The sequence below is a fragment of the Psychrobacter proteolyticus genome (assembly GCF_003350005.1).
GTDB lineage: Bacteria > Pseudomonadota > Gammaproteobacteria > Pseudomonadales > Moraxellaceae > Psychrobacter > Psychrobacter proteolyticus.
The window spans coordinates 65,731-82,847 of record NZ_QLKS01000001.1 but is presented as its reverse complement, the minus strand read 5'-3'; the positions used below and the strand labels follow the sequence as shown (position 1 = coordinate 82,847).

General features: G+C 43.6%; 17 protein-coding genes. 9 read left to right on the top strand and 8 right to left on the bottom strand.

Annotated elements, in window-relative coordinates; all coding sequences use genetic code 11:
- The first annotated feature begins 24 nt into the window (after positions 1-24).
- Genes pqqB through DXK30_RS00335 form a run of 5 tightly spaced genes read left to right on the top strand, consistent with a single transcriptional unit; the run spans position 25 to position 4,251 of the window.
- Positions 25-936, top strand: a complete 912-nt coding sequence (pqqB, locus tag DXK30_RS00355; RefSeq protein WP_114699973.1) for a pyrroloquinoline quinone biosynthesis protein PqqB — start codon at positions 25-27, stop codon at positions 934-936.
- Positions 937-978: 42 nt separating this feature from the next.
- Positions 979-1,737 carry a pyrroloquinoline-quinone synthase PqqC gene (gene pqqC / locus DXK30_RS00350; RefSeq protein ID WP_114699972.1) on the top strand — a complete coding sequence of 253 codons (759 nt, stop codon included), beginning with the start codon at positions 979-981 and terminating at the stop codon, positions 1,735-1,737.
- Positions 1,734-2,030, top strand: coding sequence for a pyrroloquinoline quinone biosynthesis peptide chaperone PqqD (gene pqqD / locus DXK30_RS00345; protein ID WP_114699971.1), 297 nt, complete (start codon positions 1,734-1,736; stop codon positions 2,028-2,030). Before pqqC ends, pqqD begins: the two co-directional genes overlap by 4 nt.
- Positions 2,027-3,199: a pyrroloquinoline quinone biosynthesis protein PqqE gene (pqqE, locus tag DXK30_RS00340; protein ID WP_114699970.1), complete on the top strand. Its 1,173-nt coding sequence runs from the start codon at positions 2,027-2,029 to the stop codon at positions 3,197-3,199. Before pqqD ends, pqqE begins: the two co-directional genes overlap by 4 nt.
- Positions 3,196-4,251 (top strand): dipeptidase, encoded by a 1,056-nt coding sequence (locus tag DXK30_RS00335; protein WP_201507939.1) that lies wholly within the window; start codon positions 3,196-3,198, stop codon positions 4,249-4,251. The genes pqqE and DXK30_RS00335 overlap by 4 nt, the downstream gene beginning before the upstream one ends.
- 131 nt (positions 4,252-4,382) lie before the next feature.
- Here the strand turns inward: DXK30_RS00335 and DXK30_RS00330 are convergent, their stop codons facing one another.
- The 3 genes from DXK30_RS00330 to DXK30_RS00315 form a co-directional block, all read right to left on the bottom strand.
- Entirely contained in the window at positions 4,383-5,297 is a 915-nt protein-coding gene (locus tag DXK30_RS00330; protein ID WP_114699969.1) for a LysR family transcriptional regulator, read from the bottom strand.
- 530 nt (positions 5,298-5,827) lie between these two features.
- Positions 5,828-6,415 carry a 2-hydroxychromene-2-carboxylate isomerase gene (locus DXK30_RS00320; protein WP_114699968.1) on the bottom strand — a complete coding sequence of 196 codons (588 nt, stop codon included), beginning with the start codon at positions 6,413-6,415 and terminating at the stop codon, positions 5,828-5,830.
- A 65-nt stretch (positions 6,416-6,480) separates the two neighbouring features.
- Positions 6,481-7,209 carry an SDR family oxidoreductase gene (locus DXK30_RS00315; RefSeq protein ID WP_114699967.1) on the bottom strand — a complete coding sequence of 243 codons (729 nt, stop codon included), beginning with the start codon at positions 7,207-7,209 and terminating at the stop codon, positions 6,481-6,483.
- Between the two features lie 102 nt (positions 7,210-7,311).
- On the opposite strand from DXK30_RS00315, the gene DXK30_RS00310 reads away from it, so the two are divergent.
- Entirely contained in the window at positions 7,312-7,785 is a 474-nt protein-coding gene (locus tag DXK30_RS00310; protein ID WP_114699966.1) for a winged helix-turn-helix transcriptional regulator, read from the top strand.
- Between the two features lie 114 nt (positions 7,786-7,899).
- Positions 7,900-8,403 (top strand): zinc-binding dehydrogenase, encoded by a 504-nt coding sequence (locus tag DXK30_RS00305; RefSeq protein WP_114699965.1) that lies wholly within the window; start codon positions 7,900-7,902, stop codon positions 8,401-8,403.
- Between the two features lie 127 nt (positions 8,404-8,530).
- On the opposite strand, the gene DXK30_RS00300 is transcribed toward DXK30_RS00305, so the two are convergent.
- From DXK30_RS00300 to DXK30_RS00290, 3 genes are all read right to left on the bottom strand, one after another.
- On the bottom strand, positions 8,531-8,836 hold the full coding sequence (locus tag DXK30_RS00300) for a putative quinol monooxygenase (RefSeq protein ID WP_102090668.1): 306 nt from the start codon (positions 8,834-8,836) through the stop codon (positions 8,531-8,533).
- A gap of 99 nt (positions 8,837-8,935) precedes the next feature.
- On the bottom strand, positions 8,936-9,985 hold the full coding sequence (locus tag DXK30_RS00295) for a zinc-binding alcohol dehydrogenase family protein (RefSeq protein WP_114700639.1): 1,050 nt from the start codon (positions 9,983-9,985) through the stop codon (positions 8,936-8,938).
- 126 nt (positions 9,986-10,111) lie between these two features.
- On the bottom strand, positions 10,112-10,975 hold the full coding sequence (locus DXK30_RS00290; RefSeq protein WP_114699964.1) for an SDR family NAD(P)-dependent oxidoreductase: 864 nt from the start codon (positions 10,973-10,975) through the stop codon (positions 10,112-10,114).
- 351 nt (positions 10,976-11,326) lie between these two features.
- Between DXK30_RS00290 and DXK30_RS12690 the strand changes: the two genes are divergently transcribed.
- Entirely contained in the window at positions 11,327-11,509 is a 183-nt protein-coding gene (locus DXK30_RS12690) for a type 2 periplasmic-binding domain-containing protein (protein ID WP_162799496.1), read from the top strand.
- Between the two features lie 414 nt (positions 11,510-11,923).
- Here DXK30_RS12690 and DXK30_RS00285 read toward each other — a convergent pair whose 3' ends face one another.
- Complete coding sequence (locus tag DXK30_RS00285; protein WP_114699963.1) at positions 11,924-12,862, bottom strand: response regulator; 939 nt, start codon at positions 12,860-12,862, stop codon at positions 11,924-11,926.
- A gap of 33 nt (positions 12,863-12,895) precedes the next feature.
- Positions 12,896-15,253 (bottom strand): sensor histidine kinase, encoded by a 2,358-nt coding sequence (locus DXK30_RS00280; protein ID WP_114699962.1) that lies wholly within the window; start codon positions 15,251-15,253, stop codon positions 12,896-12,898.
- 607 nt (positions 15,254-15,860) lie between these two features.
- Here DXK30_RS00280 and ampC point away from each other — a divergent pair.
- Positions 15,861-17,033 (top strand): class C beta-lactamase, encoded by a 1,173-nt coding sequence (gene ampC / locus DXK30_RS00275; protein ID WP_114699961.1) that lies wholly within the window; start codon positions 15,861-15,863, stop codon positions 17,031-17,033.
- Positions 17,034-17,117: the final 84 nt, after the last annotated feature.

Sequence of the window (17,117 nt, the reverse complement as noted above, 5' to 3'; positions counted from 1 at the left end):
TTATTTTTTTGGAAATATTGATTTATGTATATTCACGTTTTAGGCTCAGCTGCTGGTGGTGGTTTCCCGCAGTGGAATTGCAATTGCGATAACTGCCACGGCGTGCGTCAAGGCACGATTAAGGCAAAGACCCGTACCCAATCTTCGATAGCCATATCAGAAAATGGTGTGGATTGGATCTTATTCAACGCATCCCCTGATATCCGCCAACAATTATTTGAGTTCAAGGCAGCACAGCCAGCACGTCAATTGAGAGATACAGGCATCACCAATGTGGTCTTGATGGACAGTCAGCTTGACCATACGACGGGGCTATTGACCCTGCGTGAAGGTTGTCCAATTCCTGTTTGGTGTACGGACATGGTGCATCAAGACCTCAGCACAGGTTTTCCGCTGTTTAACATGTTAAAGCACTGGAATGGCGGCTTGCAATATAATCAAATTGACCCAGAAAAGACGTTTAAGATTGAAGGATTTGACAATTTAGAATTGACGCCTTTAGTGATTAGAAGCTCTGCACCGCCCTACTCTCCGCATCGTAATGACCCGCATGATGGCGACAATATTGCCCTGATTGTAAAAGACTTAAAAACACAAAAACAACTCTTTTATGCACCAGGTCTCGGTAAGATTGATGATCAAGTGATGCAGATCATGAAAAGCTCTGATTGCGTGATGATTGACGGTACGCTATGGACGGACAATGAAATGCAAGAGTGCGGCGTCGGTACGAAGACCGGCCAAGACATGGGACATTTGCATATTAGTGGTGAAGATGGCTCATTGCATTATCTAGATCAGTTAGATAACGCTCGTAAGGTGCTGATCCATATCAATAACACCAATCCGATATTGAATGAACAGTCTGAACAAGCCGCGACATTAAAACAACATGGTGTTGAAGTAGCATTTGATGGTATGCAGATTGAGCTGTAAGACAAACGATAAGGCAATGATAGCAATCGTAAGGTGAGAACAATGCAAGAAGAAAACACAGCGCTAAGCCCAGAAGCGTTTGAACAAGCGATTATGGCAAAAGGTCAGTATTATCATATTTACCATCCTTTTCATATCATGATGCATGAAGGCAAAGCGACACAGCAGCAAATCCAAGCGTGGGTCGCCAACCGTTTTTATTATCAGATCAACATTCCATTGAAAGACGCGGCCATTATGGCAAACTGTCCTGATCAGCGCGTGCGTCAAGAATGGATTCAACGCATGATTGATCAAGATGGCGTCTATCCTGATGGCGGCGGTCGTGAAGCGTGGTTGGGTCTGGCAGAGGCAGTTGGTTTGACTCGTGAGCAGGTGATTTCTGAAGAGCTAGTCCTGCCGGGTGTGCGTTTTGCCGTGGATGCCTATGTGAATTTTGCGCGGCGTACCTCATGGCGAGAAGCCGCCAGTAGCTCACTGACTGAGCTGTTTGCCCCGCAGATTCACCAGTCACGTTTAGAGTCCTGGCCCAAGCATTATCCTTGGATAAAAGAGCAAGGCTATACCTATTTCCGCTCACGCTTGAGTCAAGCGCGCCGCGATGTTGAGCATGGTCTGACCATTACCCTCGACTCGTTCAAAACGGTCGAAGAGCAAGAACGCATGCTTGAGATATTACAATTTAAACTCGATATTTTGTGGACGATATTGGATGCCTTGAGCCTAGCCTATGTGCATAATCAAGCCCCTTATCAAAGCGTTACCACTGACAATGTCTGGCATAAAGGATTGTTCAAATGAGTATACCTGCTAGTTTACCTGAGCTGGATCAATCCATCGTACCGGCATGGCGTCATGGCTATCGCTTTCAGTTTGAGCCAGCGCAAAATGCGTATGTTCTACTCTACCCTGAAGGTATGATTAAGCTCAATGACAGTGCCAGCATCATTGGGCAACATATTGATGGTCAAGCGTCCATTGCTGATATTATCCAAAAGGTGCAAGCTATGTTTGGCGATATTCCCGAAATCGAGCAAGACATCATCGAATATATGCTGGTCGCCCAGCGTGAACATTGGATTGATTTAGTATGACTGCGCCAGTCGGGCTACCGCTATGGCTGCTTGCTGAGCTGACCTATCGCTGCCCATTACAATGCCCTTATTGCTCAAACCCTATTGACTATGCTCAGTATAAAGAGGAGCTAACGACACAAGAATGGTTTGATGTGTTTAATCAGGCACGGCAAATGGGTGCGGTGCAGCTTGGTTTTTCTGGCGGTGAACCACTGGTTCGTCAAGACCTAGAAGAACTGGTCGCTTATGCGCACAATCAAGGTTTTTATACTAACTTGATCACGTCGGGTATGGGGTTGACCGAAGCTCGGATTGCGCGTTTAAAAGAAGCAGGTCTTCAGCATATTCAAATCAGCTTTCAAGCCAGCGATCCAACGGTCAACAATGCCTTGGCGGGTTCAAAACATGCCTTTGAGCAAAAGTATGAGATGTCACGTCTGGTTAAGCAATACGACTATCCGATGGTGCTTAACTTTGTCATTCATCGGCAAAACATTGATCAGATTGATCAGATTATTGATCTTTGCTTAGAGCTTGAAGCCGACACGGTCGAGCTGGCTATTTGCCAGTTTTATGGTTGGGCATTTGAAAATATACAAGGTTTACTACCAACCAAAGCGCAAGTGGTCCGAGCTGAACGCATTACCAATGAATACCGTAATCAGATTGAAGAACGTGGTATCAAATGCAAACTTATTTTTGTGGTGCCAGATTATTATGAAGAACGTCCAAAGCCCTGTATGGATGGCTGGGGCAAGATTTTCTTAACAGTGGCACCAGACGGTACAGCCCTACCTTGCCATGCTGCCAGACAAATGCCAATACAGTTTCCTAATGTACGAGAGACACCGCTGTCAGATATTTGGTATGAATCTGCGAGCTTCAATCAGTTTCGCGGTGATGATTGGATGCCCGATATGTGCCAAAGCTGCCCAGACAAAGAGCGTGATTATGGCGGCTGCCGTTGCCAAGCGTTTATGCTGACTGGGGACGCCAAAAACGCTGATCCCGTCTGTGGCAAATCGCCTTATCACTACTTGATTGAGGAGGCACGTATCAACAGCGAGACGCCTGTACCTTTTGAAGAACTACGCTTTCGTAATCCAAAAAATTCTAAAACACTGAGTAACAAACAGCTGAATAAAGACAAATTGATTCCTACTCGTATGGTAACAGGTGAAATATGAATGCTGATAATAAGCCTGTGATATTTGATGGACATAATGATCTGTTGACTCGCCTTTGGCTAAGTTCAGCTGCCGATCCGGTACATGACTTTATTTATGGCACGTTACCAGGACATTTGGATTTACAACGCTGCAAAGAAGCGAATTGGATGGGCGGATTATTTTCTATATTTTTACCGCCCTATTCTTATGTGAAAAACAACCATCCTGACAAACTAGCCGACCCATCACATTCAGATTTTACTCCGCAAGAAATCGTCGATATCTGCTGTGCGCAATTGAAACTAGCCCAGCAACTAGAGGCAAGATCTGACGGTCAGATTCAGATTTGCACCTCGTTAGAACAAATTCAGGCCTGTCAGCAGAATAAGCAACTAGCCATTGTATTGCATTTGGAAGGTGCTGAGTTTTTAGCCATACAGCCTGATCTACTAGATGTGTTTTATGAGGCAGGACTCAGAAGCATTGGCCCACTATGGAATAGAAAGAGCCTCTTCGGTGATGGCTTAAATGCGTCTTTTCCGCATTCTCCAGATACGGGAGCTGGGCTCACGACTCAAGGCAAAGACCTCATTCTTAAGTGCAGTGAAAAGCATATGCTGATCGATGTGTCGCATATGAATGAACGCGCTTTTTGGGATACGCTAGAGATTGCCTGCCAGTCTATTGTTGCGACACACTCCAATGCACATGCTCTATGTCAGCAAGCACGGAACTTGACCGATCAGCAGCTGGCTGCCATCAAAAAAAGCGATGGTTTGGTTGGGGTGAATTTCGATGTGGCGTTCCTTCGTGCAGATGGGCAACGTAATACGCAAACTTCGCTTGATGTGATTGTCGACCATCTCGATTATCTGATCGACCATCTAGGTGAAGATCACGTTGGGTTTGGCTCTGATTTCGATGGTTGCCTACTACCTGATGAGTTATCTGATATCAGTCAAATCTCTATGCTGATTGAGCGGATGCAACAACGTCACTTCTCAAATCAACTTATTGAAAAGGTGACGTCAAAAAACTGGTTTACGGTGCTTGAAAAGGTATGGCAATAGTCATAATAATCATTAAGCAATTACTGTCTAGGGATTGCTGTTTTGCTCGTCTGATTAAACATGCTTCATGCAAAGAACTTGAATATGAACCATATAAAACTGATCAAACAGGGTAATCATTAATTCTCGTTTTACCTTAATACCTGCTCTACCCGTTCAATCAAGTATTCTTTGACCGCATTAAACAGTGGATCGATTAATCGCCGTTCTGGGCAAATCAAATACAGCGGATAGTTGGCCACTTGCCAGCCGTCCAACTCCACCTCGACCAGTCTCCCTGCCTTCAAATCGCCGGCTATATCTAACTGAGACTTTAATGCGATGCCTTTACCCGCCACTGCCCAGCGGCGTACAACGTCACCGTCTTTACTTCTGCGATTGCCATCCACTGCCACACGTTTAGTCTTTCCCGCTTTCTCAAAAGTCCACTCGCTCAAATACTTTTCATCATGCCCCAAACGTAAGCAATTATGCTGCGACAAATCTTCCGGCATTTTTGGGATACCGATACCCTTATTAATTTTGCTCAAATACTCCTTTGACGCACACAGTATAGGGCGATTATTCAATACAATAGGTAATGCGACCAGTGATGAATCTTTGGGCGCGCCGTAACGTAGTGCCAAATCAATCTGCTGACCGTACAAGTCCACATAGCTGTCTGACATATGTAGCTGCACCGTCACTTTTGGGTGAATATCTATAAAATCGTCCAGCCAAGGCAAAATTAAGTTTCGACCCAAATCTGATGATGCCGACAGCCGAATTGTACCCGTCAGCTCAGCATCATTGTCATGTAACCCTGCATAGGCGTTGTCTAAAATAGCCACCGCATCTCGGCAATGTTTTAAATATTGTTCACCCTTGCTAGTTAGACGCAGCCTACGAGTAGAGCGAACAAACAATACCGTCTCAATTTCGGCTTCCAATCTTTTTACGGCTGCACTCACCACTGCTGGCGACAGATCTAAGTGGCGCGCACAGGCAGATAGGCTACCTAAGCGAGCGGTCTCAATAAAAATACGTAGATCCTGCAAATTTTTCATCGTCATGCCTTCGTTCAATTAACGTTTAACTTAACAACCACCATCGCTTGCTGCTGCCAGCCTCATTATTATATAAAAATTATTGAAACTGTTTCTCTAAACCTGCTGATTATCAAAATCATTAAACTGATTGACAGGGTTATTTTCTGGAGAAACTACAGCGAAGAAAAAGCACGGTTATGTATCGCGGCTGATGTCTGGTGGGTTGAGAGCCAATGGGTCATCGTTGAGCTAGTACAGCGCAATCTAGGCTGGGCATTTGTATCTGAGCACGTGGTCGCCAACGCATTAGATAATGGTAATCTGTCGCACCGGCACTAGACTTTGATGAGCATGACTGGCCAGTAGCATTAGCGCTAATTTGGCACAAGCTGCACTCTTTAGGTAAGGCTGCATTGGCTAAATGCAGCAGCGATTGCATTAAGTAAATAAGCCATATTCACCCATATTATCCACCAAAACCCCTAGCTTAAATGTTAGTGGCTCTCTCTACATTATGGTCGCTATGTGTATCGTGTGAGCTACTATTCTCAGTTTCTCAAAGCATCTTCAACAAAGCTCAAACGGTCTTGGCCAAAGAACATCTCGCCATTTACGAAGAAGCTTGGTGCCCCAAATACGCCTCGTGCTACCGCTTCTTCGGTACTAGATTTTAAACGCGCCTTAACCTCAGGCTCACTGATACGCGACATAAAATCAGTCGCATCAATGCCTGCTTTCGACAGTACTTCAGCGACGACCTCTGGTGATTCCATATTTAAATTTTCAGCCCATAGCCCATTAAAGATAGCGGATAAATAACTCTCAAATTTAGGTGTCCCCAAATAAGCGGTAACACCTCGCATAAGCTGCATCGTATTCAATGGAAAAAATGGATTGAAGCAAAAAGGCACATTATAGATAGCTGAAAAACGCTTAAGGTCTTTGACCATGTAAGCGCCTTTAGCAGGTACGGCAGCTGGTGAGGTGTTACCAACGGCTTGAAACACTGCGCCAAGTAGCATAGGTCGCCAAACGATCTCGGCATTGTGATGCTGTGCGATACTCGCTAACTGTGTCCATGCCAAATAACTGGCTGGGCTGCCCACATCAAAGAAAAATTCTACTTGTTTACTCATTTTTGCATTCCTTGCAATATGTTAAAAATCCATTAAAAATTTTGATGGTTATTAACCAGATAGGATTAAAAAGTTTCCATCCATGGGCGTAAATCCAGCTCATGCGTCCAGATATCCCTTGGCTGACAGTGCAACTGCCAATACTGCTCAGCGATATGTTCTGGATTTAAGATACCGTCTTGGTCTTTTAGCTCATAGCGCTCGGGAAAGTTGTCACGAATAAAATCAGTATCAATGGCACCGTCAATGATAGGGTGTGCGACATGTATGCCTTTAGGTCCTAACTCTCGCGCCATGCTTTGTGCCAATGCCCGCAGAGCAAACTTAGCGCTAGCAAAAGCCGAAAAACCTTTATTACCGCGTAAAGACGCTGTTGCACCCGTAAAAATAATTGTTCCCCTCTTACGTGGAGTCATGACTTTTGCCGCTTCTCTACCTGTCAAAAACCCAGCCAAAGCACCCATCTCCCATACTTTTCGATAGACCCTTTCTGTCGTATCTAAGATAGAGAAATGAACGTTTGCCCCGATGTTAAACACCACTACTTCAATCGGGCCAATGTCTTTTTCAATATGAGTAAATAGCTCAACCATCTCTTGCTCGACACGTGCATCACAACCAAATGGCTTAACCACTCCCCCAGCCGCTTCGATATCACTGACTAATGCCTCTAGCTTCTCAGCGTTCCTTCTGGTCACGCACAAAGTAAAACCTTCTCGCGCAAAACGTTTGGCAACAGCGCTGCCAGTGGCATCGCCTGCGCCGATTACAACTGCTACGGGTGCTCTGTTCATGTCTATTTCCTTATAGGTTCCTTTTTAGAACTAACAAAAATATAGCTTTATTTTTATACCCTGTCAAGCTAACCTATATCTTACAGATAAAGGAGATAACCTATGCGCTGGGATGAACTGAACCAACAGTCTTGCTCAGTGGCTCGCACTTTAGCAGTCATTGGTGATCGTTGGACGCTCATGATTTTACGTGATTGTTTTTTGGGAGTCAGACGATTCGACGTATTTGAGCAACGCTTAGGCATTACACGCCATGTCCTGTCCGACCGTCTTCGCAAATTGGTTGAATATGATGTTCTAAGAAAAGTCGCCTATCAGCAGCGGCCGCTACGTGAGGAATATAGACTGACAGAGTGCGGGTTAGATTTGCACTCTATCGTACTGGCGTTGGTCAGTTGGGGTGATAAATACATGACTGATGAACGCGGGGCACCGCTGTTACATAGACACAAGGCATGTGGTCACGTTATGCATCCTGTGACAGTATGCTCTGAGTGCGCTGTACCCATTACTGCACGTGATATTGAGGTTGAGATAGGACCTAAATGGATCGGTAATGATGAAGTGAGTATTTAACTTAGTAGCGGTTTATGAATAACCGTACCTATAAGTAGTAGCCGCTGTTTACAATAACTTGGCAGCTAAAGTTTTCGTACCCGAGCCAATGTCTCGTCAGGTGATAAGGTACTAATATCAGGTGCTTCAGGCGGGGTCGGATCAGCAGTCCAGCTAGCGAAAGCGTGCGGTGCTTATGTTATCGCCATCACCAGTCCAAGAAAAAATCAGCAACTACTAGAGTTAGAAGCAGATCAGGTAATATCGCGCGATGACAACTTAGTCAGTATATTAGGCGGCAACAGCCTTGATGTAGTGATTGATTTGGTCGCAGGAAAACAGTGGCCTGAGTTTTTACAGTTACTGAAACCAAGAGGTCGATATGCTGTATCTGGGGCGATTGGAGGCGCGTTGGTTGAGCTAGATATCAGAACACTTTATTTAAAAGACTTAACCTTTTACGGCTGTTCCGTACTACAGCCTGAAGTATTCCAAAACCTCGTTAACTGTATCGAACAACGTAAAATAAATCCAATCGTGGCGTGTACCTTTCCATTAAAAGAGATACATACTGCTCAAGCGGTTTTCTTAGAAAAGAAACATATCGGTAAAATCGTTTTGAACGTTGCTCAAGAATAATCATCGATCAATAGCAAATAAATAGCGTATAAATCAATAGCTACTGTTTTGAAGTATAAAAGCCAATCTTATCAGTCATGACTTTCAACCATTCATTTTATTGTTAGCAGCAGAATATAGATCAAACCTATGAGATAACTGTCATTTCAGTAACGATAAATTCATCGACCATTCCATCTGTTATTTGTACATAGTTTTGGAAATGCGGGCTTTGTACATGTTGCTGAAGACACTCGTTGTTTTCCCAAATTTCATAAACCACGAAACCGTTACTATTTGCATTTTCTTGATGCAAATCATATTGAATACAACCTTGATCATCTTGTGATGCTGCTGTCAGTTTAAGTAGCTCAGTTTTCACTTGTTCAACGTGCTCAGGTTTGGCTTTGATAGTGGCGACGATGGTAAGTGGTTTGTTTGCTTGCGTGCTCATCTATTTATCCTATGTTTATTATTATCATTGATTTAAATAGGTCCAACGTGTCTGCTAAAAGCGTCACATTGGACCTATTAATCTAAATGGCGTTATGCGTTATGCAGACCAGCCTTCTAATACAATTTTGCCATGCGCTTGCTGTTTTTCTAGCATTTGATGCGCACTACGTAGGTGTTCAGCGGTGATAGCCCCAAGATTGTGAGCAACTGTGGTTTTGATCTCGCCTGCATCAATCAATTTTGCCACTGCATTTAATAAATGATGCTGTTCAATCATGTCTGGCGTATTGAACATTGAGCGTGCAAACATAAATTCCCAATGCAGGCTTAAGCTCTTGGTTTTAAGAGGGTTGGCATCTAATGATTTTGGATCATCAATCAGTCCAAGCTTACCTTGCGGCTTTAAGCATTTAATGATTTCTTCATAATGATCCTCAGTATTATTGAGACTCACCACGTAGTCTACTTCAGCAATACCCGTTTTTTTTAGTTCATCAGACAATGGGTTGCGGTGATTGATGACATGATCAGCACCCAAATCTTTGAGCCACTGCACGCTCTCATCTCTCGAAGCCGTACCAATAATCGTGGCAGAAGTTCTTGTTTTTAATAACTGAGTTAAGATAGATCCAACGCCGCCCGCTGCGCCAATGACCAATACTGAGACGTTATTAGCATCCTCGCTACTATCGCTGTCATTCGCTGCGCTATCAGAGACAGGCACTTGTAAACGGTCAAATAACATCTCCCAAGCTGTAATCGTCGTGAGTGGTAATGCCGCTGCCTCAGCGAAAGACAAAGAGGCTGGCATGTGTCCAACGATACGCTCATCGACCAACTGATATTCAGCATTGCTGCCTGAACGGGTCAAATCTCCAGCATAATAGACGTTGTCGCCTACTGAGAATAAACTGACGTCTTCACCGATAGCCGTCACAGTACCAGCAGCATCCCAACCAATAACAGCATACTCACCCTCTGCAGCAGGACGCCCTTCACGGATTTTGTAATCTACTGGATTGACTGATATGGCTTTTACTTCTACGAGAATATCGCGGCCTGAAGCAATTGGCTTATCAAGGGTGATGTCTTGTAGCGATTGTTCATTATCGATAGGTAGATTGTTTTGATAACCAATGGCTTTAATAGTTTGCATAATATTGTGTCCTGTTTTTAATGAGAAAGTTTTTAATAATAAAATTTGAAAATATAGTTAGTACTGATTTAATTTTTCTAAGTTTATTGATGCTGCTAAATGCAAGTTTTATGCATCTTATGCAAAAATTGACTGCAATACTGTCTGAGTCTGCTGCTCAAGCTCTGCAATGGCTGCTTGGTTTAAAGCATCAGCATGTGGTCGACCAAACGCCCCTCTTGCATCGCCATGTGCGCCATCTTTTATATCGTTATCAAAGTATTTACCAGTATCATCAGCGAACTCATCCGAGATGGCCAACTCCGTTAGGATGTTTGCGCCTTTGTCTGCTGATGACCAATATTGACCATAAGCCTCATCGACCATTTTTGTGTTCAGCAGCGAGCCTGGGTTGACAGCGATGACATTGATATCGTTGCTAACGACTGTGTCAGCTAATGCCATACTCCACATGGTTAATGCCAGCTTACTTTGGGCATAAGCATCTTTATCATCGAGGCGGGTTTGACCTGCAAGTGCTTGATAAGATATTGACGCTTGCGCAGCTGAGCTTAAGTTCACAATACGCGCTTTATCAGACTGCTTGAGCAAAGGCAACAAAGCATTGGTCAGCTCATAAGGCGCTAGGTAATTGACTACGAAACGTACATCCAAACCGTCTTTCGTCATTGCTGATGCCGTGGTATAAATCCCTGCATTATTTATGAGCACATCAAGCTTTGGCAGTTTCTCATTGACGTCTGCTGCCATCTTTAGCACATCCGTTAGATCAGAAAAATCAGCCACAAACCCATCAATATTATCTACTGCTGCGCCTGTCGCGACTGCGCGAACCTCTGCAATGACGCTAGCAAGCTTATCAGCATCGCGGCCATGCAAGTACACTTGGTGTCCAGCTTCTGCCAGTTTTAACGCTGCCAATTTGCCAATGCCATCTGTGCTGCCAGTAATTAAAATTGTTTTAGTGGTATTCAGAGTCATAAACCGCCCTTATTGTTTGAATTATTGTTTCAGTTTTGGATACCTGTTCTATTTTATCCATCGTGATAGCGCCTATTGTAATGAAAGTGTTGTGGGTCAAACAGTAGCCATCACCTGAAACACTTTCAATATAATTTTGAAAGTGAGTTATATTTAAGGGGTTATTTATACCGTTATCTAAGCGGTTGGTTGTTATATTTGAGACAATACAACCATCCTATTTAGTCTGATGTTTTTCAAACTAGGGCCTGTCCTCCATCAGCGTATCTCAATAGGATAAATTGTTCATCCGCTTGACGCGCAAGCTCCGCCTTACTAACAAGGGTGAGCAGTTTTTGCAGCACTGTAAGGATGCACTGGGCATCTTGGACAATACCTATGTACTTAGAGAAGTTTGGTGAACCTAAGACACCGCCAGCATTGGCTGAACACAATTGTCTGTGTCTGGGACACAATGACAAATATTTTAGTCAATGGACGTTTGAAGGCTCGGGCAAACAAGCGAGCGTCGCTGTATCGGGCAGAAGATGGTGACGTGGCCAGGCGTTGGACAATAATGAGACATGGTCTTGCACTAAAATCTCGTTTGGACATTATTTCTGATATAAAAGAAGGACGGCACATTGAAATTAAACTAGGGGGTTAGCAAGTTGCCCCCTACCCACTGTATTTGGTCTGTCCTGAACGACGATTGATTGACCCACTGTTTAATGCCGTAAAAGAGTATTTAATCGACTGCGTGCAAAATGTTTTGGCTTGAATAGCGTTCGACCTTAAACAAAATACAGTCGATTCTTCCTAAAGTGCATACGGTTCTACTAGGGTAAATATTGTGCAGCCTCTGTTGTGCTTGCGAGCAGCCAATGAGAAAACTTATAACCATCAGCACATAGTAAAACCTACTAGCAAGATGATAATCATATGTATCACTTTTATGTTGGATTGACGTCACCTTCCAATACGCAAACCTCTAAATTTGGCAAAAAAACGGTTTATTTTGTCAGAAAAGTTCAACGTCTCTGATTCTGGCACTGCTTCAACATGATGGCGAGCTGCCAATATCGGTTGCTGTACCAATCTTTCGTGATGATCAAACGCCCGATCAAGACTGATACTCATCATAGAAAAATTGGTCGGTCGTGGTAGGCAGCGATATACCTGACCTTTATTAATCAAATCAATCACCATATGTGCATCTTTGAACTCGGTCAACATGAGCACCATTAGATCAGGCTGAATATTTTTTAGCGCATAAACAATGGGAGTGATGTTTTCTTTATTGAGCGTCGAATCCGTAATAGTGACGCCAAAGCGTTTTTTTTGTAATAAGCTTGCAGCCTGATCAATATTGCTTGCCCAGCTCACGGTATAAGCACTCTTAAAATGACTTTTTATTTGCTGATAGACACTCTCATCATCATCTAACACCAATATACTACGCTTGCTATCAATGCTGGCATGAATACAGTTTTGAGTATCATGATTTTCAGTGGCATTTTGGGTGATTTCTTGGGTTTTTTGAGCAATCTCTGTGGCCTTATTAACGGTTTTTTTGAGTTCATCATTTTGCCAAGGCTTTGTGATATAGCGATAAATTTCGCCTTCATTCACAGAATCAATCACTGCATTCAGATCTGCATACCCCGTCAATAAGATGCGAATAGTATTCGGGGATGCTGCCTTGATATCACGCAACACTTCTGTACCTTGCTTATCTGGCATGCGTTGATCGCTGACGACCACTTGTACCTCATTCGCGCTGATATATTCCATCAGCTCAGTAGCATCAGTAGTGATAAACACATCGTGTGACTGTCGGAAGTGCATTTTTAAACTGCGTAAAATGCGTGGTTCATCATCGATAAAAGCAATTTTTGGTTTTTGCATGAGGCTCTCTTTAAATAAGTAGTTGGAAGTCTCTCAACTTTCAAATAAGGCCTGCGAAGATTCGGTTTTATGAGCGATAGACTGTATCGGCAGCAGGATGGTAAACGTCGTGCCCGCGCCAACGATTGAGCTAACCTCAATGCGACCGCTATGTTGTTCGATAATTTGTGCTGTGATGGCCAATCCCAATCCTGTGCCATCACCGGCTTTTTTGGTGGTAAAAAAGGGCTCAAAGATCTGCGTTAAAACACTCTCTTTGATACCAGCACCATTATCTGTAATGCTGATTGCCACGTATTGTCGCGACTCATCAACAGACGAGAGGATCTGTAATGTCCCTTTATGATCCATTGGCATGGCTTGGGCGGCATTATTAAATAGATTGAGTAATACTTGATTGATTTGCGAAGGATTGCATTGAATCAATGGTAGCTCAGCCAAACTGGTACTGACATCTAGAGTTTTTAGATTATTACGTGCCATCACCAAAGACGTGTTGATACAGTCATTGATATCGACCTCTTTTACCTTGGATTCGTCAATTCGAGAGAAATCACGCAAACTCACGACCAACTCCGCAATCTGATCGACGCCATACAGGCCGTCTTTGATCAAATCTGTCAAATCCTCACTGACTTCATCTTCTTTAATTGCCTCGCAACACTGCAAGGTCTCCTCTATCAATTGAGTCACTTGTGCTTGGTCAGCTTCTGGTTCTTTTAACGCATGCAATAATTGATCGGTATGCTGTATCAGCTCATCAAAACGCATGAGGTTATCACCGACCAGCTCCATATTGCTACGCACATAGCCAAGAGGCGTATTGACCTCGTGCGCCACGCCTGCCACCATCTGACCGAGTGTGGCCATTTTTTCGGAGCGTACTAGGTGCACTTGTGAGGCTTTTAATTCGTCCATGGCTTGCTGCAAATCTTTCGTACGGGCGGTCACTTGGCTCTCTAGATGGACATTTATTTCAGCAAGCGCGCCTTCGTTTTCGACGACACGATCAATCAGTTGATTGGTCTGCTCGCTGATGACTTGGATTTCACTGACATTTGAGTGTGGCAATTTATGCACGCTTAATTTTTGATATTGTTTTTGCTCAATCAATGTGCCCATATCAGCCACGGCCATTGCCATGTGCTTCAATGGACGCGTAAAGTAGCGACGAAATACCCATGCAGTTAGTAATAAAATCGGAATAAACCCCAATAGCATGGCTTGAATCAGCTGGTTTGACAGTGCATTTGCCACGCTCATCATGTCATTATCAGGCTTAACGATGACCATCTTCCAATACGTAAATGGCATACGAAACACAAAAGCGGTGGCAGACTGCTGCAACACAAAATCATTGGGCACAGCGATGGTATCGACCAAATGACTGCCGACTAAGTTAAACGTCTGATCGATGTTCAACAGCAATAATGCGGAGAGTAATTGGGATTCTTGTTCGCTGATTTTGTCCAAATTGGTCGTGCTCAAAATACTACGGGCGGCGAGCGTGAATCGGCCTTCATCTTTGGCAGTCGCTTCATCGATCAGTGTGCGATTGATACTATCTAGGCGATCAGCAATAGGTGCAAAGCTAGGGTTTTTCTTGGCCAATTGATGTGCGGTTACCATTTCGCCCTGAGGATTATCTTCCGTCACTTGAGTGACTATCGACTGATCAGGAAAGGTCAAAAACCGATTGTCCAAGTCTACCAAAAAGACGTAGCCACCTACCTTATCTTGCCATTTTTTCATGGCATCTTCGAGATTATCCAATAACAAATTAAAACTCACCACGCCATCAAAAGCTTGGTTACGACTGTCATATAATGACTTGGCACAAGTCATCATCGGCTGATTGCTCACGGGATCCACATACGCACGGCTCCAGACACAGTGGTCATGACGCGCATACATCGCTGGAATGTACCACCAATCTCGATAATAAGGATTGGGTGTTTGGCTCACTTGATTATAGCGTTCTGATGGTTGCATGTTGCCTGCCTCATCACGCGCCCACACAAACGACTGACGCTCTCGACCTTGCTCATACATATTGGGGTCAAACCATACACCTCCGCCCACGATTCGCAGGTCCGTCTGCTGCATGAGATTGCCAAAGGTTTCTTTATAAAGAACGTCTTCTTTTGGCAAGCCACCAGCCATCGTACTGGTCGCCTTTGCCAATCCATCGACATGGCTGATACTCGCCATGATGCTATTGATTGCTTCATTACCCGTTTCAACCACTGTTTCTGAAGTCATCTCTAGTAGGCGCGGCTTCGCTTGGGTTTCAATAACCCAGTACACCATTAGAATAATCAATGAAAAAGCCAATGCCAAAATAATCAGCATACGCGTAGAAATACTACCAAGCCGATTAGCCACACTCATAAACAAACCTTGTATTGATGCGCCTACTGTTATCAATGACTCATACAATAAGTCAAGACATCAGCCATACGCAGCCACCATTCATAGTGAGCTCAAGGATACGATGCGGTTATGACAAGATAATGACAAAAGTCGTGTTTTTAGGGTTTGTCCTCATTTTAAACATAACAAAAAAATGCGCCAAATTGCTGTCAAACAAAAAAACAGCGCAGACAATACCATAAGCATTTTGATTACTATTCATCATGCATCCCTGATTAATTCATTTAGTGATAAGTTAAGGTTTATCATTGACGACATCCCTTGCCTGTAGACTATAATTTCATAACAGCGCTTAGAAGTTTGTCGCGCACACGACAATTCCTCAATAAATGAGAGACAAATACGTTTAAACATTCATAGTAGAGGTATGAATTAGCCTTTAATCCATGTTCAATACACCGATTTCAGCTGGCCGGAATATTGGTATTCTGTAAAAATACGGAGGTTCTGTAAAAATAAAATAGGAAAACACGAAATGACATTCTCGAAGTCAGTAACCTATTTGCAGACTCGCTAAAGGAATAGACCTCCGCTACTTCTAACAAAACGGACAAGTAATATAATCATGAAAAAATCAGTGCAAACACTTTTTAGCCGAGTTGGTCTGACTGCTGTCATTGCCGCCTCATTGATATCTGGACAAGTGCAAGCAGCAGACAGCGACAGTCATCTGAAAAGCACAGTCGATGCACAAGCCAAGTCGCTAATGAAAGCACATGATATTCCAGGTATGGCGTTTGGTATTATTGTCGATGGAAAGTCGTCTTTTTATAACTACGGTTTGGCTGACAAACAATCTGGCAAGGCTGTTTCAGAAAACACTATCTTTGAGTTGGGCTCTATCAGTAAGACCTTTGCCGCGACTTTGGCCAGTTACTCAGAGCTCAATGGCACACTCGACTTGGAGGATACCGCTGATAAATACATTCCTTACCTACAAGACAGCGCTATTGGTAACACCAAGCTTATCAACCTAGCCACCTATTCGGCTGGTGGTCTACCACTTCAAGTACCTAACGATGTCAAAAACAATAAGGAATTGTTCCGCTACTATAAGTCGTGGCAACCTGCCTTCCCTATCAACTCAAAACGTCTATACTCTAATGCCAGTATAGGACTGTTCGGCCATATATCAGCCTTGAGTATGGGCGCGGATTACACACAGGTGATGGAAGATAAAATACTGCCCCTACTCAATATGCCTAGTACCTTTGTCAATGTTCCTAACGACAAAATGGACGATTATGCGTTTGGTTATAACGCTGCTGGGGAGCCGATAAGAGTTAACCCTGGGATTTTAGACGCCGAAGCCTATGGTATTAAATCAACCAGCGCGGATATGACTCATTACATGGCGGTTAACATGGGGTTAATCCCTTTGGATAAAGATATTCAACAGTCATTGCAAAACACTAGAAAGGGATACTATCAAGCGAGCACTTTTACACAGGGGTTGGCGTGGGAGATGTATTCATTCCCCACTCAGCTAGACACACTGATTGAAGGTAATTCAACGGATGTGGTACTCAAGCCACAGCCCATTACAGCAAACAATCAGCCGACACCTGTTTTAGATGTATGGGTGAACAAGACAGGCGCTACCAATGGATTCGGTGGATATATCGCTTATATTCCCGCAAAAAAATCTGGTATTGTCATTTTGGCAAATAAGAACTACCCCAACGCAGAGAGGGTCAAAGCGGCTTACACCATCCTGCAAAGTGCAATGGCTAATTGAAGTAGAAGAAAATAGAACGTTACTGTGTCTCTAGTGACGCTCACCTTTTTTAAACCAATATAATGAATGTAAAAAAGTCCTTTA